Annotated in this window: 20 protein-coding genes; 7 read left to right on the top strand and 13 right to left on the bottom strand. The window is 69.3% G+C overall.

Going from position 1 to position 17,870, the window contains the following annotated elements:
- Positions 1-26: 26 nt before the first annotated feature.
- From MHZ35_RS10215 to MHZ35_RS10255, 9 genes are read right to left on the bottom strand one after another with little or no spacing between them, the layout of a single operon-like run.
- On the bottom strand, positions 27-386 hold the full coding sequence (locus tag MHZ35_RS10215) for a DsrE family protein (RefSeq protein WP_239435554.1): 360 nt from the start codon (positions 384-386) through the stop codon (positions 27-29).
- Complete coding sequence (locus MHZ35_RS10220) at positions 374-1,126, bottom strand: HesA/MoeB/ThiF family protein (RefSeq protein ID WP_239435499.1); 753 nt, start codon at positions 1,124-1,126, stop codon at positions 374-376. The genes MHZ35_RS10215 and MHZ35_RS10220 overlap by 13 nt, the downstream gene beginning before the upstream one ends.
- Positions 1,123-1,542, bottom strand: a complete 420-nt coding sequence (locus MHZ35_RS10225) for a hypothetical protein (RefSeq protein ID WP_239435500.1) — start codon at positions 1,540-1,542, stop codon at positions 1,123-1,125. Before MHZ35_RS10225 ends, MHZ35_RS10220 begins: the two co-directional genes overlap by 4 nt.
- Positions 1,539-1,988, bottom strand: coding sequence for a dUTP diphosphatase (dut, locus tag MHZ35_RS10230; RefSeq protein WP_239435501.1), 450 nt, complete (start codon positions 1,986-1,988; stop codon positions 1,539-1,541). Before dut ends, MHZ35_RS10225 begins: the two co-directional genes overlap by 4 nt.
- Positions 1,985-2,773 carry an alpha/beta hydrolase gene (locus MHZ35_RS10235; RefSeq protein WP_239435502.1) on the bottom strand — a complete coding sequence of 263 codons (789 nt, stop codon included), beginning with the start codon at positions 2,771-2,773 and terminating at the stop codon, positions 1,985-1,987. Before MHZ35_RS10235 ends, dut begins: the two co-directional genes overlap by 4 nt.
- The gene (coaBC, locus tag MHZ35_RS10240) at positions 2,760-3,935 is read right to left on the bottom strand and encodes a bifunctional phosphopantothenoylcysteine decarboxylase/phosphopantothenate--cysteine ligase CoaBC (RefSeq protein ID WP_239435503.1); all 1,176 of its coding nucleotides are present in this window, start codon (positions 3,933-3,935) and stop codon (positions 2,760-2,762) included. The genes MHZ35_RS10235 and coaBC overlap by 14 nt, the downstream gene beginning before the upstream one ends.
- Positions 3,932-5,035, bottom strand: a complete 1,104-nt coding sequence (locus MHZ35_RS10245) for a hypothetical protein (protein ID WP_239435504.1) — start codon at positions 5,033-5,035, stop codon at positions 3,932-3,934. The genes coaBC and MHZ35_RS10245 overlap by 4 nt, the downstream gene beginning before the upstream one ends.
- Positions 5,035-6,567 (bottom strand): 2-polyprenylphenol 6-hydroxylase, encoded by a 1,533-nt coding sequence (gene ubiB / locus MHZ35_RS10250; RefSeq protein ID WP_239435505.1) that lies wholly within the window; start codon positions 6,565-6,567, stop codon positions 5,035-5,037. The genes MHZ35_RS10245 and ubiB overlap by 1 nt, the downstream gene beginning before the upstream one ends.
- A gap of 31 nt (positions 6,568-6,598) precedes the next feature.
- Positions 6,599-7,330 carry a class I SAM-dependent methyltransferase gene (locus MHZ35_RS10255; RefSeq protein WP_125961015.1) on the bottom strand — a complete coding sequence of 244 codons (732 nt, stop codon included), beginning with the start codon at positions 7,328-7,330 and terminating at the stop codon, positions 6,599-6,601.
- Positions 7,331-7,388: 58 nt separating this feature from the next.
- Between MHZ35_RS10255 and mutM the strand changes: the two genes are divergently transcribed.
- The 3 genes from mutM (at position 7,389) to dnaA (ending at position 10,444) form a co-directional block, all read left to right on the top strand.
- A complete protein-coding gene (gene mutM / locus MHZ35_RS10260) occupies positions 7,389-8,201 on the top strand; it encodes a bifunctional DNA-formamidopyrimidine glycosylase/DNA-(apurinic or apyrimidinic site) lyase (RefSeq protein ID WP_239435506.1) in 813 nt (270 codons plus the stop codon).
- A 97-nt stretch (positions 8,202-8,298) separates the two neighbouring features.
- Positions 8,299-8,562: a 30S ribosomal protein S20 gene (rpsT, locus tag MHZ35_RS10265; protein WP_125961013.1), complete on the top strand. Its 264-nt coding sequence runs from the start codon at positions 8,299-8,301 to the stop codon at positions 8,560-8,562.
- A gap of 475 nt (positions 8,563-9,037) precedes the next feature.
- On the top strand, positions 9,038-10,444 hold the full coding sequence (gene dnaA, locus MHZ35_RS10270) for a chromosomal replication initiator protein DnaA (protein WP_239435507.1): 1,407 nt from the start codon (positions 9,038-9,040) through the stop codon (positions 10,442-10,444).
- Between the two features lie 35 nt (positions 10,445-10,479).
- Here the strand turns inward: dnaA and MHZ35_RS10275 are convergent, their stop codons facing one another.
- Positions 10,480-10,857 (bottom strand): winged helix-turn-helix transcriptional regulator, encoded by a 378-nt coding sequence (locus MHZ35_RS10275; protein WP_125961011.1) that lies wholly within the window; start codon positions 10,855-10,857, stop codon positions 10,480-10,482.
- A 99-nt stretch (positions 10,858-10,956) separates the two neighbouring features.
- Here MHZ35_RS10275 and MHZ35_RS10280 point away from each other — a divergent pair, with 99 nt between their 5' ends.
- Entirely contained in the window at positions 10,957-12,018 is a 1,062-nt protein-coding gene (locus MHZ35_RS10280) for an SDR family oxidoreductase (RefSeq protein WP_239435508.1), read from the top strand.
- 31 nt (positions 12,019-12,049) lie between these two features.
- Here MHZ35_RS10280 and trpS read toward each other — a convergent pair whose 3' ends face one another.
- The 3 genes from trpS to secB are packed head-to-tail and all read right to left on the bottom strand — an operon-like array spanning position 12,050 to position 15,213.
- A complete protein-coding gene (gene trpS, locus MHZ35_RS10285; protein WP_239435509.1) occupies positions 12,050-13,054 on the bottom strand; it encodes a tryptophan--tRNA ligase in 1,005 nt (334 codons plus the stop codon).
- 39 nt (positions 13,055-13,093) lie between these two features.
- The gene (murJ, locus tag MHZ35_RS10290) at positions 13,094-14,656 is read right to left on the bottom strand and encodes a murein biosynthesis integral membrane protein MurJ (RefSeq protein WP_239435510.1); all 1,563 of its coding nucleotides are present in this window, start codon (positions 14,654-14,656) and stop codon (positions 13,094-13,096) included.
- 41 nt (positions 14,657-14,697) lie between these two features.
- Positions 14,698-15,213 (bottom strand): protein-export chaperone SecB, encoded by a 516-nt coding sequence (gene secB, locus MHZ35_RS10295; RefSeq protein WP_239435511.1) that lies wholly within the window; start codon positions 15,211-15,213, stop codon positions 14,698-14,700.
- Between the two features lie 172 nt (positions 15,214-15,385).
- On the opposite strand from secB, the gene MHZ35_RS10300 reads away from it, so the two are divergent.
- Genes MHZ35_RS10300 through MHZ35_RS10310 form a run of 3 tightly spaced genes read left to right on the top strand, consistent with a single transcriptional unit; the run spans position 15,386 to position 17,851 of the window.
- On the top strand, positions 15,386-16,030 hold the full coding sequence (locus MHZ35_RS10300; protein WP_239435512.1) for a Tim44/TimA family putative adaptor protein: 645 nt from the start codon (positions 15,386-15,388) through the stop codon (positions 16,028-16,030).
- A 5-nt stretch (positions 16,031-16,035) separates the two neighbouring features.
- On the top strand, positions 16,036-17,307 hold the full coding sequence (gene mltA, locus MHZ35_RS10305; RefSeq protein ID WP_239435513.1) for a murein transglycosylase A: 1,272 nt from the start codon (positions 16,036-16,038) through the stop codon (positions 17,305-17,307).
- Complete coding sequence (locus MHZ35_RS10310) at positions 17,288-17,851, top strand: Smr/MutS family protein (RefSeq protein ID WP_239435514.1); 564 nt, start codon at positions 17,288-17,290, stop codon at positions 17,849-17,851. The genes mltA and MHZ35_RS10310 overlap by 20 nt, the downstream gene beginning before the upstream one ends.
- The last annotated feature ends 19 nt before the right edge of the window (positions 17,852-17,870 follow it).

The raw sequence follows: 17,870 nt of genomic DNA on the forward strand, positions 1-17,870 counted from the left end.
GGCTGCGCCCGGCGTGCAGCCGGGCGTCAGAACGCCAGCAGGCGATCCTCGCTCAGGGTCGCCAGCAGGCTGACCAGCCCGCCGGCGGCCGTGCCGGCGGGGAGCTCGGCCATGGACAGGCCGGTGAGGGCGAGACCCGACTGGCAGACCAGCAGTTCCACGCCGCTCTCGCGGGCGATCGCGATGAGATCGGCCCGGCTCGGCAACCCGGCCGCGGTGAGCCGGGCGGCATCGGGATCGGCGGACGCCTGGAGCAGCACGACCGCGTCTTCATGAAGGAACACGCGCGCCCGGCCGCCCAGCGCGGCAGTGGCCGCAGCGGTGGAGAGCGCCGCGCGAAAGCGGACGGGGTCGGAGGTCGCGACGAGGACGGTCAGCCCCCGCATGCGGGGCACCCAGGATCCTTGGGCAGCAGCAGCGTCCGGAAGCGCAGCGCCAGCGTGTCGATCAGCAGCAGCTTGCCCGCGCTATCCTCGCCGAAGGCGGTAATGGCGCGGATCGCTTCCAGTGCGGCGAGGCTGCCGACGACGCCGGTCAGGGCGCCGAGCACGCCCGTGTCGGCGCAGCTGCGGTCCGGACGTTCCGGATCCTGGCCGACGAAGCAGCGATAGCAGGGCTTGTCCGCCTCCCAGCCGCGGAACACCCCCAGCTGCCCTTCGAACTCGCCGACTGCGGCTGCCACCAGCGGAACGCGGGCTGCAAGCGCGGCATCGGCCACCGCAAGCCGCGTGGCGAAGTTGTCGGTCCCGTCGACCACGACGTCCATGCCGCCGACCAGCCCGGCTGCGTTCGCCGAATCGATCCGGAGCTGGTGCACGGTGACGGATACGTGCGGGTTGAGCCGTGCGACCGCGTGCCGCGCGACCTCAGCCTTCGACTGTCCCAAATCCTCGGTGCCGAACAGGGTCTGGCGCTGGAGGTTCGACAATTCGATGCGGTCGTCGTCGATGATGCTGAGCCGCCCGATCCCTGCCGCGGCAAGATACTGGATCACCGGCGAGCCGATGCCGCCCGCACCGACCACGCACACATGCGCGGCGGCGAGCCTGGCCTGCCCGGCGCCGCCGACTTCCTTCAGCACGATATGCCGGGCGTAGCGCTCCAGCTCCGCGTCGGTCAGGATCATTCGGGCAGGTCGAAGGTCATGCTCACACGGTACCAGGTGCCTTCCACCGCGAAGCGCGTGTTCAGATTGTCGCGCGCGAAGCCGAGCACCAGCCCGGCCGCATATTGCTCGACCGTGGGGCAGTTGATGGCGCGCGGGATGGTCGCCCGCACGCTCGCGCCGCTGCCGACCAGGACGGCGACGTCGGCATGGACGCGGCGCTTGCCGGCGATCGGGGCAGGCGGCGTGCAACGGCCTTGCGCCATTTCGCCCTGGACGAAGCGGACCATCTGCGGCGTCACTTCCGGTTGAGTACGATAGGGAAGCGGGTCCAGGGCTTCCCAATCGATCGGCGAGGTGCGAAGGCGATTCGGTTCCGCCGGTGGTGGCGTCAGTTGCGCCGTCAGCGCGGCCATCAGGGCGAGGAAGGGGGTCACCGCCCGGTCGACCCGAAGCCGCCACTGCCGCGCGCGGTCTCGTCCAGGCTCGTCACCTCATCGAGCGTCGCGCGCAGCACCGGCGCCGGCACGAGCTGTGCGATGCGCTCGCCGCGAGCGATGGCGAACGGCTCCTGTCCCAAATTGACCAGGATCACCTTCACTTCCCCGCGATAGTCGCTGTCGATGGTGCCGGGCGTGTTGAGGCAGGTGATGCCGTGCTTGATCGCAAGGCCGGAGCGGGGACGAACCTGCACTTCGTAGCCGGCGGGGATGGCGAGGGCGAAGCCGGTCGAGACTGCGTGCCTGGCGCCTGGCGCAAGCGTGCAGTCTTCGGCGGCGACGATGTCCATGCCGGCGGCGCCCGCCGTCGCATAGGCCGGCAGCGGCAGCCCCCGGCCATGTTCCAGCCGAAGGACGGCGATGCGGATCGGTTCGCCGCTCATTGGCTGGCCTGAAGGGAGGAGAGCATCCGGGTCGTGGCCGAGAGCACCTCCGGGTCGTTCAGGATCTCGTTGCCCTTGCCCGGCAGCACGCGGAAATCGGTCGCAATGCCGCGCAGCGCGAGCGCCTCGGCATAGCCGCGCGAGAATTTCGGAGGCGTGATCGGGTCCTCGGAGCCGACCAGCAGCGCGGCCTTGGTCTGCGGGCGCACACCGCCCACCGTCATCAGCGGATCGAGGCTGTCGGGTGCAGGCTTGAACGATGTGCCGGGCATCCGCTTCTCCATATGCTTGCGCCATTCGGGCAACATGCACGGACAGGCGGCGAGCACCATACCATCGATCAGTTTCGGCCGGAGCCCGGCAAGGTCCGCCACCAATGCCGCACCGCCGCCGTCTCCGACGACGACGGTGGGAACGTCCGGATACCGTTTGCGCCCGGCCTCGATCCGGTCGGCGAAAGCCGTGATGCGCTCCCGCGTGAAACCGCGATTCATGCCCTTGTCCGCGTCGCCCTCTGCCACGGGCTGGGTGAGCGCCATCACCCGCGCACCGGGGGCGGCCGCCGCAAGGTCGCGGGCGAAGCGGTGGGGATCGGTCGCTTCCGACGTCGCCCCGTCCCGGTGCAGCACATAGACCAGCGCCTTCACCGATCGACGGCCACTGGCGCCGAACGCCTGCTCCCGCACCGTCGCCGTTGCAATGTCGGAGGCGGGACGAACCCCGCCGCCCGCGCAGCTTGCCAGCGCGAGACCCAGGGCGAGGGGAAGCAGCCTATGCCAGCGCATGTGCGATCCGCTCCGCCAGACGCTCCGCAACCAGGTCCTTGTCCATTCGCTCCCAACTTTCCACGCCATTTTCCGTCACCAGGTGGATCGCGTTGGCGGTCCCGCCCATCACGTCTCCCGATACGTCGTTGGCGACAATCCAATCTGCGCCCTTCCGTGCGCGCTTCCCGGCGGCATGGTCGATCACGTCGTGCGTTTCCGCCGCAAACCCGACCAGCAGCCGCGGTCGCCGCGGGCTATGCCCAAGCGTCGCGAGGATGTCCGGGTTGGGGACGAGTTCCAGCCGATCGCCCATGTCCGCCTTGGCGCGCTTCAGGAGCGCGGCCTCGACCCGCCAGTCCGCGACGGCTGCCACCATCACCGCGGCGTCGGCCGGAAGCGCCGCCTCGACCGCGTTCGCCATCTCGCGCGCGCTTTCCACATCCACGCGCGACACGCCCGGCGGGGTCTGAAGCGCCGTCGGCCCGGACACCAGCGTCACGCGCGCGCCGAGCTTCGCCAGCGCGCCGGCAATCGCATAGCCCTGCCGGCCGGAGGAGCGGTTGGCGATGTAGCGCACCGGGTCGATCGCTTCGTGGGTCGGCCCCGCCGTCACCAGCACGTGCCGGCCGGCGAGGGGCCGGGCCGCGGATGCCAGGGCGCGCTCGATCGCAGCAAGGATCGCTGCGGGCTCCGGCAGGCGGCCCGGGCCATATTCCCCACAGGCCATCGTGCCTTCGTCGGGCTCGAGCACCGTGATGCCGTCGCGACGCAGCTGCGCGACGTTGCGGACGGTGGCGGCGTGCTGCCACATGCGCACGTTCATGGCGGGCGCAGCGAGCACCGGCTTGTCGGTCGCGAGCAGCAGCGTGGTCGCCAGATCGTCGGCCATGCCGGCTGCCATCTTCGCAAGCAGGTCTGCCGTCGCGGGCGCGACCACGACTAGGTCCGCCTCGCGGCTGAGCTGGATGTGGCCCATCTCGGCCTCTTCCTTCAGGTCCCACAGGCTGGTGTGGACCGGCGCCTCGGACAGCGCGGCGAGCGTCATGGGGGTGACGAAGTGCGCACCTCCGTCGGTCAGTACGCAGCGCACGGAAATGCCGGCCTTGCGGCACAGGCGGATCAGTTCGCACGCCTTGTAGGCGGCAATGCCGCCCCCGACGATCAGCAGGATGCGCTTCATCGCGTGATCCTCTGCACCCGAACCCGCCGCCTGTCGAGCAGCACGCGGGCGAGGTCGCGCAGCCCGTCCGGCGCAAAGGCCAGGCCGACGAGCAGCAGCGGGGCGACGAGGAATGCCCAGTAGAAGCCGTCCGCGCCCGGGAGGATGGCTGTCGCGGCAGCATAGACCGCCAGCGTCACGGTCACGCGCAAGGCGACCGGATCGTCCCACATCGCCCAGCCGAACAGCGCGAGCGCAACCAGCAGCGCGGCGATCGCGGCCGGCAGCAGGTGGAGCACCGTCGTGGTGATGGCGGCGCGCACGAAGAAGCCGAAGCCGTGCTTCCCCGCCGCGTCTGAGGCGGTCGGATCCAGCGGACCGACGACCTGCGCGACGGCCTGGGCATGGAACACCAGGACGATGGCCAGCAGGCCGACTCCCGCCGCCCAGCCCAAGGCCTCGCGGCGCCGTCCTTCGGCAAAGGCGAGCAGCCCCATGGCGATGGCGTAGAAGGCGGCGGTTTCGCGGATCAGCATCGCCGCGGTGGCGACGGCAACCGCCTCTACCCAGCGGTCCTGCTGTCGGATCGCCAGCGACAAAGCCACCAGCATGCCTGCCCAGGTCTCGGGAAAGAGCACGACGTCCGGCGCCAGCAGGCCCACCATCCCACCGGCCAGGAGCAGCATGCCCCCGAACACCGGCAACGGCCGGGCCAAGGCCTCGCGCAACCGCTTCTGCCAGGCAAACGCGGTGCCGACCGCCAGCAGCAGGAGCAGCAGGGCCGACACCAGTCCCGGGAGTACGGCGAGCACTACCGGCAGCGTGGGCAGGGGAAAGGAGAGGAACGGCTTGAGCGGATAGCCGCCGCTGCGCAGCATTCGTGCGGTTGCCGGGTAATAGGCCTCGCCACCGCGCAGCGCGCCGACGATGCCATCGTGCACGCTGATGTCGCTCTGCTCGATCGCGGCACGCGGCGCTGGTACGCTCCCGCCGCGCACGCCCATCAGGGCACCGGCCGCGACCAGCAGCAGGAACAGGACCAGCGCCACTGCCTGGTTGGCCGAGAGGCCGCTGGCCCGGCTTGGGCGGACCAGCCACAGCGGGCGGGCGGGCCGCGCCATCAGCTGGCCAGCAGCGTCGCCGCTACCGCCAGCGCGGCGCTCACCACGGCCACGCCGATGTATCGCCACCCGCCGCCGACGCGAATGACCTCGATCTCGCGCAACGGCGGGGCAGGGGGCGCACCCCCCGGCGTCGGATAGCGCGCTTCCAGGTTGCGGATCAGCTGCGGCAGCCGCGCAAAGGTGCGCAGGTCGGTGACGATGCGGTCTGCGACCGCCGCCTCGGGCCCCAGCTCATCGCGGATCCAGCCGCGCACGAACGGCGCCGCCGTTTCCCACAGGTTGATGTCGGGATCGAGCGCGGTAGCCACGCCCTCCACCATCACCATCGTCTTTTGCAGCAGCAGCAGGTGCGGCTGGGTCTGCATGTCGAAGTCGCGGGTGATGTTGAAGAGGCTCTCCAGCATCATGCCGACCGACATGTCCTTGACCGCGAGCCCGCGCATCGGCTCACCCACCGCGCGGAGCGCCGTCGCGAACTCCGCGACATTGTGGTGCGCGGGCACATAGCCTGCCTCGAAGTGGATCTCGGCGACCCGGCGATAATTGCCGGTGATCAGGCCGTAGAGGATCTCGGCCAGCCACACCCGTGCACGCCGATCGATGCGGCCCATGATGCCGAAGTCGATCGCGCAGATCCGCCCGTCCGGCAGCGCGAACAGGTTCCCCTGGTGCATGTCGGCGTGGAAGAAACCCTCCGCGATCGCCTGGCGTAGGAACGCCTGCACCAGCTTGCGCGCCATCGCCGGAAGGTCGTGGCCGGCCTCGACCAGGGCGGCGCGGTTCGACAGCTTGATGCCGTCGATCCACTCGATCGTCAGCACCCGGCTGGTGGTGCGCTGCCAGTCGACCGCGGGGACGGTGAAGTCCGGCTCCGCCTGCATCGCTTCGGCAAGTTCGGAGGCCGACGCCGCTTCGCGCCGCAGGTCGAGCTCGCGCGCGGTCCAGCGCTTCATGGTCTCGATGACCAGGCGCGGACGCAGCCGCTTCAGCTCGCCGCCATAGGCCTCGAGCTGGGCGGCGGCCCATTCATAGGTGTCGATCGCCTGGTTGAACTCGTGCTCGACGCCAGGGCGCAGCACCTTGACGGCAACCGTGCGGCCATCGGTCGTGACGGCGCGGTGCACCTGCGCGATCGAGGCCGCGCCGACCGGCACTTCCTCGATCTCGGCGAACACGCTCTCGATCGGTCGGCCGAGACCCGCCTCGATCGCCGGGCGGATCACCGACCAGGGGAGCGGCGGCAGCGCGTCCTGCAGCGCGAGCAGGTCGTGCGCCGGGCCCTCGCCGACCAGGTCGGGACGGGTGGCGAGCGTCTGGCCGAGCTTGATGGCAGCGGGGCCAAGCGCCTGCAGCGCCTGCGCGTAGCGCGGCACGGCCGGCACGAACGCGCCGAAGCGGGCGATGCGCGCGAGCCGGCGCACGCCGGCCGGCGTGGCAGGATCACGCTCCAGTCCACGCAACGCGCCGTGGCGCGCGAGCGTGCGACCCCACTTGATCAGGCGCCATAGATGGGTCGTGGTAGAGGTCATGCCCGATCCTCGGTGCGGCGGGGACGGGGGCTCAGATCTTCCACCCGCTGTGGATCGCGACCAGACCGCCGAGCAGCGGCTCCACCTTGGTCCGCACGAAACCGGCGTCGCCGATCATGCGCTCGAACGTCGGCATGTCCGGGAAGCGGCGGATCGACTCGATCAGGTAGCGATAGCTGTCCTCGTCGTCGGCAAGGAGCTTGCCGAGCTTGGGTACCAGCTTGTGCGAATAGGCGTCGTAGACCTCGGCGAAACCCGGCCACTGGGTGGTCGAGAACTCCAGGCAGAAGAAGCGGCCGCCACGCCGCAGCACGCGATGCGCCTCGCGCAACGCCTTGGGAATGTCGGTCACGTTCCGAATGCCGAAGGCGATGGTGTAGGCGTCGAAGAAGCGATCGGGGAACTGGAGCACTTCTGCGTTCGCTTCGGTCCACACCAGCCCGTCGATCCCGCGCTGCTGCGCGCGACCCATGCCGACCTCCAGCATCGCCGGATTGATGTCGGCGACCGTGATCGACGCGCCGCGGGCGGCCATGCGGAAGGCAATGTCGCCGGTGCCGCCGGCCATGTCGAGGATCTGCTCGCCCGGCTGCGGCTTCACCCGCCGCACGAAGCGATCCTTCCAGAGCCGATGCATGCCCCCCGACATGGCATCGTTCATGAGGTCGTAGCGGGAGGCTACGCTGGCGAAGACGTCCCCGACACGGCGGGTCTTTTCCTCGGGGGCGACTTCTTCATAGCCGAACGATACGGTGTTGGTCATGCAAGCGCCTTAGCCAAGCCTTGTGGCCCGGGCAAACCCTGCCTAGCTCCCACCCATCATGCCCGAGCTTCCCGAAGTCGAAACCACCGTGCGTGGGCTGCGCCCGGTGCTGGAGGGGCAGCGCATCGCGCGCGTCGTGCCCCGGCGCGCCGACCTGCGCCGCGCGATCCCCGAGGATCTGGGCCAGCGGCTCACCGGCGCGCAGGTGACAGCACTTGGCCGCCGCGCCAAATACGGCCTGATCGACACCGAGCGCGGGGACACGCTCGTCTTCCACCTCGGCATGTCGGGGCGGTGGCGAGTCGATCCCAGCGAGCTGCTGCCGCACGATCATCTGATCCTGGAGACGGAGGCGGGGCGATCGCTGACGCTGAACGACCCGCGGCGATTCGGCTCGCTCGACCTGCTGCGGACCGAATCGCTCGATGAATGGGCGCCGTTCCGCACGTTGGGGCCGGAGCCGCTGGGGCCCGAGTTCACCGGCGGCTATTTGGCGCAGGCGTTGGTCGGCCGGGCCGCACCGATCAAGGCGTTGCTACTGGACCAGCGGATCGTTGCCGGGCTCGGCAACATCTATGTGTGCGAGGCGCTGAACCTGGCGCGAATCGCTCCGTCACGGGCGGGCGGGCAGATCGCCCGCGCCCGGCTCGACCGGCTGGTGGAGGCGATCCGCACCGTCCTGCTGGCTGCGATTGAGGCGGGCGGGTCCACCCTGCGCGATTATGCGCGCCCCGATGGCGAATTGGGCTATTTCTCCAAGCAGTGGCGGGTCTATGGGCGTGAGGGTGCAGCCTGTCCTTGTGGAGGGACGGTGCAGCGCCGCACCGAAGGCGGGCGTTCCACCTTCTGGTGCCCCAAGTGCCAGCGCTGAAAAGCTTGACCTTTTCGACGGTGCGCGGTAGGGGCGCCGCTTTCCCGGGCCGTGGAGTTTCTGCGCCCGTTCATGCAGCACAGGATCAGGACGGCACATGGCGAACACGCCACAGGCGAAGAAGCGTATCCGGCGCAACGAGCGTCGCGCGGAAATCAACGGCGCGCGGGTCAGCCGCATCCGTACCTTCATCAAGAAGGTCGAATCGGCGCTGGCATCGGGCGATCGTGAGGCGGCTTCGGCTGCTCTGACTGCAGCGCAGCCGGAACTGGCGCGGGGCGTCGCCAAGGGCGTGCTCCACAAGAACACTGCGTCGCGCAAGTTCGCACGCCTGACCAAGGCGGTGTCGTCGCTCGCCTGAGCACACGCACGACCAGGTTGAAAAAGGGGCTTCGCCGGGTGCCGGCGGAGCCCCTTTTTCGTGCCTGAAATCCGCCGCCGCGGGACGAATCAAGTACGGCGGTCCAAGTCACGGACAAGTCACGGATTTGTCACGATTCGAATGGGGTCGTAACAAACCGGATCGGCTAAGCCCCTGTTATTGCGGGCAAAAAACGGAAACCCGCGGAATTCCGAGGGGTTCGGGGTGTCAATGCTCTATATTATTTTTTTGGGCGTGACCGGCTCTTGATCTTCCTTCCGCCGCCTTCCTAAACAAGCCCCACGCCCCGGCTCCGGGGCACGGTATCGCGGAGTTTCGCGTGCGGTTCCGGTCTTCACGGCCAGGTTACCGTTGGAGCTTATCGCTAGTTGGAATCACAGGCTGAAAGCGCTGCTTTCGGTCGGGGGAGAGGTGTGTTCGCGTGACGGGAACGGGGGAAGGAACAGCAGCAGCCGTGGAAGCCGCGTGGGGGCGCGTGCGCCACAACCTGCGCCTGTCCGCGGGGCAGCGGCTGTTTGACCGCTGGCTGAAGCCGATGGTGCTGCTCCCGGACAGCGACGCCGACATGGTGCGCCTGGGGCTGCCGTCGGCGTTCATGACGAACTGGGTGAAGAGCCACTACGCGGATCGGCTGTTGTTCGAGTTCCGCGCGTGCCTGCCCGAGATCCGCACTGTCTCGGTCGAGACCGTCAGCACGCTGGAGCCCGCGCGCGTCCTGACCGGCGAGTCGATCGCGCCGGCGACGCCGGTGGCCGGCGCCACGCTGCTCGCCGATTCGCCCCCGACCGTCCCGGCTGCCGAGCCCGTTCCCGCACAGCCCATCGGCGCGCCGGAGCGCTCGCAGTTCGATCCGCGCTTCACCTTCGACCGGTTCGTGTCGCATGATTCGAATCGCGTCGCCCGCAACGCAGCCCAGCTGCTGGCGGAGCCCGGCGTGCCGCGGTTCAGCCCGCTTTACCTCCACAGCGGCACCGGCCAGGGCAAGACGCACCTGATGCACGCGATCGGCCACGCGTTCCTCGCGGCCAATCCGCAGGCGACGGCGATCTACATGCCGGCCGAGCGCTTCATGTTCGAGTTCGTGAGCGCGGTCCGTGCCCGCGACACCCACAGCTTCAAGGCGCGGCTGCGTGCCGTCGACCTGCTGATGATCGACGACCTCCAGTTCGTGGCCGGCAAGGACGCGACCCAGGAGGAGTGCTTCCATACCGTCAACGCGTTCATGGACGCGGGCAAGCGGCTGGTGATCGCGTGCGACCGCAGCCCGCACCTGCTCGACGGCGTCGAGAGCCGGCTGGTCTCGCGCCTGGGTGCTGGCCTCGTCGCCGACATCAAGCCGCCGGCACTCGAACTGCGCCACGCGATCCTCTCGCGCCGCCTGGCCGAGAACGCCGCGGTGCCGGTGCCGGCCGACGTCCTCGACCTGCTCGCCAGCCGGATCCACGGCAGCGTGCGCGAGCTGGAAGGCGCCTTCAACCGCGTCGTCGCCTATGCGCAGCTGATCGGCCAGCCCGTCACCATGGACTTCGCGGTCCAGACCCTGGGCGAGATGCTCCAGGGCCCGAAGAAGCGAATCACCATCGACGACATCCAGCGCGCGGTCTCCAGTCACTTCGAGCTCAAGCAGCTCGATCTGGTCTCCGCCCGCCGCGCCGTCGCGATCGCGCGCCCGCGCCAGATCGCCATGTATCTCGCCAAGCGGCTCACCACCCGTTCGCTGCCCGAGATCGGTCGCAAGTTCGGCAACCGCGACCATTCGACCGTCATCCATGCCGTGAAGCGCATCGAGTCGCTGCGCGGCCTCGACGGCGAGATCGACGGCGCGGTCCGCCAGCTGATGCGGCAGCTCGAAGGCGCCTGAAGCGCCGGGGCGGCCGCACGGGCTGCCCCTTGCAACTAACGTCGCGACGTCGGACGCGGTCGCAGTTGGTCCAGCGCATCGGCGTTGTCGCGGCCCCAGGCGTACAGCAGTTCGACCGGCTCGACGAATCGACGCCCGAGCGGCGTCAGCGCATATTCGACCGCTGGCGGAATCGTCCCGTGGACGTGGCGGGTGATCAGCCCGCTCTCCGCCATCTCGCGCAGGGTCTGGGTCAGCATCTTCTTCGAAATGCCGGGGAGGCTGCGCAGCAGCACGCCCGTGCGCGCGACCCCTGCGTGGCGGACGTGCAGGGTGTGCAGCACCATGCTCGTCCACTTGGTGGCAAACAGCTCCAGCGTGCGACGCGGTGCGCAATCCTCGCGCCATTCCTCCTCGGCCGAACCGATCCGCATGTGGGTACCTCCTGGTGCCTATGTCCCTGAATGGTGCCGTCTAGAAGCTTGTGTCCTGCCTGCCTAGCTGAGGTGCCAATCGGAAAAGGAAGCAGGATCATGACAAAGACGGCATTGGTGGTGGGCGCGAGCGGCATCGTCGGCAGCGCGACCGCGGATCTGCTGCTGGCGGAGGGCTGGAGCGTGCACGGCCTCGCGCGGCGGCCGCAGGCGCAGCCCGGCGTGGCGGCGGTCGCTGCCGACTTGAACGACCGGGACGCCACCGCCGCCGCGCTCGCGGGCGTGCATCCCGATGCCGTGTTCATCACCACCTGGGCGCGTCAGGACAGCGAGGCGGAGAACATCCGGGTGAACGGGGCCATGGTGCGCAACCTGCTCGACGCCCTGCCGCCGGCGCAGGGGCCGCGACACGTCGCGCTCGTCACGGGGCTCAAGCATTATCTCGGGCCGTTCGAGGCCTATGGGAAGGGCGCGCTCCCGCAAACGCCGTTCCGGGAGGAGCAGGGGCGGCTCGACGTGCCCAACTTCTATTATGCGCAGGAGGACGCGGTGTTCGCCGCCGCCGAGCGCGACGGCTTCTCGTGGAGCGTCCACCGTCCGCACACCGTGATCGGGAAAGCAGTCGGCAACGCCATGAACATGGGAACGACGTTGGCGGTCTATGCGACGCTGTGCCGCGAAACCGGCCGGCCGTTCCGCTTCCCCGGATCGGCAGCGCAGTGGGAGGGGCTGACCGACATGACCGACGCCCGACTGCTCGCCAGCCACCTGCTGTGGGCGGCGACGACGCCTGCGGCACGCAACGAGGCGTTCAACGTCGTGAACGGCGACGTCTTCCGCTGGAAGTGGATGTGGAGCCGAATCGCACAATGGTTCGGGATCGAGCCCGCACCGTTCGACGGAACGGTTCTGCCGCTGGAGGCGCAGATGGCCGACGACGCAGACCTCTGGCGCACGATTGCCGCGCGAGAGGGACTCGTTGAGCCGGATCTCGCCCGCCTCGCGTCGCCCTGGCACACGGATGCGGACCTTGGTCGGCCGATCGAGGTGGTCACGGACATGAGCAAGAGCCGCAGGCTCGGCTTCACCGGCTACCAGCCGAGCGACGATGCCTTCTTCGATCTGTTCGAGCGGCTGCGCGCCGACCGGCTGATCCCCTGAGGGACGCCGGCCGACGTGGAGCAGGGTCGGCTCAGACCTGCAGGCCCAAAGCCTCCTGAGCCGACCGCAGCGTCGGAGCGGCAAGCGCCGTCGCCTTGCTCGCGCCCTTGGCGAGGGCGGCCGAGACCGTATCGCGGTCGTCCAGCAGACGGGTCAGCCGGTTCCGGATCGGGCCGAGCACGGCGACGGCCAGATCCGCCAGGGCGGGCTTGAACGTCCCGAATCCCTGGCCGGCGTATTGCTCCACCACCGACTGCGGCGTCGCGTCCGCGAGTGCCGCATAGATGGTGACGAGGTTCTTCGCCTCGGCCCGGCCTTCGAGGCCGTCGAAGCTGTCGGGCAGGGGATCCGGATCGGTACGCGCCTTGCGGAACTTGGCGGCGATCGTCTCGTCGTCGTCGATCAGGTTGATGCGGCTCATGTCCGAGGGATCGGACTTGGACATCTTGGCCGTGCCGTCGCGCAAGCTCATGATGCGCGGCGCGGCGGCCGAGATCAGCGGATCGGGCAGGGGGAAGAGCTCGACGCCCGTGTCGGTGTTGAACTTGGTCGCGATGTCGCGCGCCAGCTCCAGATGCTGCTTCTGATCCTCGCCCACCGGCACGTGCGTCGCCTTGTAGGCGAGAATGTCCGCGGCCTGGAGCACCGGGTAGGTGAAGAGGCCCGCGCTCGCGCCCTCGCGGTTCTTGCCGGCCTTGTCCTTCCACTGGGTCATGCGGTTGAGCCAGCCCATGCGGGCGGTGCCCATCAGCAGCCAGCAAAGCTCGCTGTGCGCAGGCACGCGCGCCTGGTTGAACAGGATCGAGCGCTCGGGATCGATGCCGGCCGCGAGCAGCGTGGCGGCCATGCCGATGGTGTTTTCGGCAAGTTCCTTGGGATCCTGCGTGACGGTCAGCGCATGGAGATCGGCCAGGAAGAACAGGCAGTCGTGGCCCGGCTGCATCGCATCCTGCATCGCGACCCACTGCTTGATGGCGCCCAGATAGTTGCCGAGGTGCAGATTGCCGGTGGTCTGGATGCCGGAGACGACACGCATCTTGTGGTCCTTGCGCTTGGGCGGTGCAGCGGCCGCCGATCAGTTGGTGCTGCGGCGCCGAATCAGCGCCTTCACGTCCGCCACCCGGAACGCGCCGGTGACGAAGCAGGCCAGTCCATAGATCGCGCAGCCGGTTCCGACCAGCACCACGAGGGCTGCGTAGCGCATGGCCATCGGCCCGATCAGATACGGATCGAGCAGGCTCTCCAGGCCGAACACGGCCGCCCCCATCAACAGCGCCGCGAGGGCGAGCCTCGGAAGCCGGCGGCGCAGTTGCGCGTCGACGGCGAAATGCCCGCGCTTGCGAAGCGTGCGGTACAGCATGGCTACGTTGACGGTGGAGGCGAGGGCGGTGGCGAGCGGCGGCCCGACATGGCCCAGCAGCGGGATCAGGACGATGTTGGCGACGATGTTCACGCCCACCGACCACATCGCGTAGCGCACTGGCGTACGCGTATCCTGGCGCGCGTAGAAGCCGGGCGTCAGCACCTTGACGAGCACATAGGAGGGCAGGCCGACCGAAAAGCCGGCGAGCGCCCAGGCGCAGGCGCGCGTGTCGGCCGCGTCGAACGCGCCGTACTGGAAGAGCCCGCGCACGATCGGCTCGGCGGCGACGATCAGCGCCACCATTGCCGGCAGCGTCAGGAACAGCGCGAGCTCCGTGCCGCGGTTCTGCGTCTCCATCGCCTCCGCCTCGCGCCCGGCGCCCAGCAGGCGCGAGATGGTGGGGAGGAGAATGGTGCCGAGCCCGATCCCGATCAGCCCCAGCGGCAGCTGGTTCAGCCGGTCGGCATAATAGATGTAGGAGATCGAACCGGCCGCGAGCAGCCGGGCTGCAAGCGCGCTGGAGATCAGAAGGTTCACCTGCGACGCACCGGCCCCCATCGCAGCCGGGAGGATCAGCTTCATCAGCCGCTTCACTTCCGGATCGACGCGGGGCAGGCGTGGGCGCAGCGACACGCCGGCGCGGCGGCAGGCGAGCGCCAGCCAGGCGAGCTGCAAGAGGCCGCCGATCGGAACTGCGACCGCCTGCGCGCGCGCGGTCTCATATGGATCGCCGTTGAAGAAGACGAGCGCGGTGACCATCGCGATGTTGAGCAGGATCGGCGCGGCGGCGTTGACCCAGAACTTGTCGAGCGAGTTGAGGATGCCGCCGAGCAGCGAGGCCAGCGAGATCAGCATCAGATAAGGGATGGTGATCCGCGACAGCTGGACCGCAAAGGCGAACTGGTCGGGCGTGGCGTTGTTGAAGCCGAGCGACATCGCCCAGGTGATCGGCCAGGCAGCGGCCAGCATGATCGCAGTGAAGCCCAGCAGCACCGCGAACAATACCGACAGCGCGCGCTCTGCGAAGTCGAGCCCCGCCGAAAGCTCGCCGGTCTCGCCGACCTTGCGGTTGAACATGGGGATGAAAGCGGCGTTGAACGCGCCTTCCGCGAACAACGCGCGGAACATGTTGGGCAGGCGGAACGCGATGGTGAAGGCGTCGGAGGCGAAGCTCGCCCCGACATAGCGCGCCTGCAGCGAATCGCGCACCAGCGCCAGGACCCGGCTGGCGAGCGTGAGCCCTCCAACCGAGCCGAGTGTGCGAACGAGCTTCATTCTGGTCAGCCGCCTTGGTCAACCCGTTCGCAGGTCAAGGATCAGGCGTGACCGATGGTGCCGGCAGCGTTGCCCGACAGTTCGCCGGCAGCAGCGGCCGCCTGCTGCATGTAGAGTGCGCCGAAGTCGATCGGCTCCAGCATCAGCGGCGGGAAGCCGCCGTCACGGACCGCATCGGCGAGCACGCGGCGCGCGAACGGGAAGATGATGCGCGGCGCTTCGGCCAGCAGGAACGGCTGGAGGTGCTCGTCGGGGATGTTGCGCAGGCCGAACAGGCCGGCATAGCTCAGCTCGATGAGGTACAGCGCCTGGCCCTCGACGTCGGCGCGCGCCTCGATCTTGAGCACCACTTCATGCACGTCCTCGCCGACCGTGGTGGCGCCGATGTTGAACTGCACGTCCAGCTTGGGCTGGCCCTGCACCTGGTAGATGCCCGGCGCGTTCGGGTTCTCGAACGACAGATCCTTCACATACTGCGAAAGGACGCCGACCTGCGGCTGGGTGTCGGCACCGTTGGCGAAGCTTTCGTCGAGGCCGGCGTCGTTCTGGTCGTCCATGGGAATTTCCTTGCTGAAGGATAGCTTTGCGGCCTGCCGCGTTTTTCGGCTCGGCGCCTAGCAGGCGATCGGCGCCAGTTCAACGGCGGCGCCCGTGCGATGGACCGCCCGCAGCCATTTGAAACTGGCACTGCTTGCCCCTATGTTGATCGCGTCAGATTTGGGAGGCGAAGTGCTGGTCGTTGTTCTTCTGGGAATGGTCGCGGGGTTCCTCGCACTGCGTCTCTACGCGGTGCTGGGCAAGCGCACCGGCCATGAACAGCCGCTCGCCCGCCCCGCCGAGGAGCGCGTCGGCGTGCCGCCGGTTCCCCGCACGATCGACGTGCAGCCGGAGCCGCGCGACGTCACCCAGCGTCATGTCGAGCCGGCGGCCGAGAACGGCCTGCGCGCCATCGTCGCCAGCGACCCGACCTTCGACGTCGCTGAGTTCCTGGAAGGTGCCAAGTCCGCCTACCGCATGATCCTCGAAGCCTTTTGGAAGGGCGATCGCGATACTCTCGCCTGGCTCACCGAAGCCGAGGTCCAGACGGCGTTCGCGGCGGCGATCGAGGCGCGGGACGAAGCGGGCCACACGCTGGACAACCGGCTGGTGTCGATCGAGCGCGCGGTGATCAGCGACGCGAGTGTCGCCGGCGGCCTGGCACGCGTCACGGTGCGCTTCGATGCCGACATCGCCGCCGTCACGCGCGATGCGGAGGGCCAGGTGGTCGCCGGCTCGCTGACGGACGCGGTCGAGACGCACGACGTCTGGACCTTCGCACGGATGCTCAAGAGCGGCGATCCGAACTGGAAGCTTTCCGACACCGACGAGGCGTGACCTCGATGCGGATGTGGGGGGCGGCGGCACTGGCGGTGCTGCTGGCAGGTTGTTCGAACACCATCGTGCCGCGCGGCATGGAGACCGCGCCAGCGCCCGCGCGGCCTTCCGCCACGCGGCCGCCGTCGACCGCGATGCCCGTGCGGCAGCCGGTGGCGGCGACGCCGATGGCACCGGCTGCGGTCGCCCCGGTCGCGGGCGCGATGACTGCGGCTGCGAGCGGTGTCCTTGCCGGACCGGTCAGTTTGCCGATCACGCCGGAGAGTGCCGAGCGGGCGCTCGCGGCCTTTCGTATCAGTTGTCCTTCGCTCGTCCGCCGCACCGATGCGAGCGGCCTGACGCAGCCCGGTGACTGGGTCGCCGCCTGCAATGCCGCCGCGACGGTGCCCGCAGGCGGCGCGATGCAGTTCTTCGCCACCCAGTTCGAGCCCGCACAGGTGGGCGAGGGCCGCGCCTTCGCGACCGGCTATTTCGAGCCCGAGATCGCCGGATCCCGCCGGCGCGAGCGCGGCTATGACGTGCCCGTCTATGCGAAGCCGAGCGATCTGGTCGAAGTCGACCTCGGCCTCTTCTCGGACGCGTACAAGGGCAAGCGCATCCGCGGCCGGGTCGAGGGCAGCAGCTTCGTTCCCTATTACGACCGCACCCAGATCGAGGAAGGCGCGCTCGAAGGCCGCGGCCTGGAGATCGGCTGGGCGGCGGACCCGATCGAGTTCTTCTTCCTCCAGGTCCAGGGCTCGGGTCGCCTGCGACTGCCGGACGGGTCGGTCATGCGGATCGGCTATGCCGGGCAGAACGGGCGCGACTATACCGGCATCGGCAAGCTGATGAAGGACCGTGGCCTGCTCGGGCCCGGCCAATCCTCGATGCAGGGCATCGTCGCCTGGCTGCGTGCGCATCCTGCCGAGGGCCGCGCGATCATGCGCGAGAACAAAAGCTTCGTGTTCTTCCGCGAGCTGACGGGCGCCGGGCCGCTAGGCGCCCTGGGCGTCCCGGTCACGGGGCAGGCGAGCGTTGCGGCGGATCCGAAGTTCGTGCCGCTCGGCGCTCCGGTGTTCCTGTCGATGGACCGCACCGATGCGACCGGCCTCTGGGTTGCGCAGGACACCGGCGGCGCGATCAAGGGCGCCAACCGCTTCGACACCTTCTGGGGCGCCGGGGACGAGGCGCGAGCGATCGCGGGCGGCATGTCCGCGCGCGGCACCGCCTTCGTGCTGCTCCCCCCGGGTGCGGTGGCGCGATTGAACGCAGGGCGCGGTGGCCGGCCGACGCCTTAGCGAGGGCGAGGCGGCGCTCTGGGCGCGGGTCACCGCGGGCCTGAGACCGCTGCACGCCACGCCGGCCAAGCCCAAGCCCAAGCCGCTTCCGCCGCCACCGATCCCCGAGCCGAAGCCGAAGCCGCCACGTGGCCGGGTCCCGCCGCTGCGCCAGCCGGCGGCGGTGCAGGCTCCGGCCCCCGCGGTATCCAATCTCCTCGACGGCAGCTGGGATCGCCGGCTCTCGCGCGGCCTCGTCTCGCCCGACAGCAGTTTCGACCTGCACGGCCACAGCCTGGCCTCGGCACATGCGATGCTAGACCGGGCGCTGGAACGGTCGATCGCCCGCGGCGATCGCGTGCTGCTGCTGGTGACGGGACGTGCGCCACGCCCCGATGCGGAGCGCCCCTTCGCCAGGGGCGCGATCCGTGCGGCCGTGCCCGACTGGCTCGCCGCGTCCCGGCATGCGGATCGCATCGCGGCGGTGCGGGGTGCGCATCCCCGCCATGGCGGCGCAGGCGCCCTCTACGTAATTTTACGTCGGTCGGTTACGCATGGGCGCTGAAATTTAACTCTTTCGCCCA

It is taken from the genome of Sphingomonas sp. ACRSK, assembly GCF_022346685.1.
GTDB classification, from domain to species: domain Bacteria; phylum Pseudomonadota; class Alphaproteobacteria; order Sphingomonadales; family Sphingomonadaceae; genus Sphingomonas; species Sphingomonas molluscorum.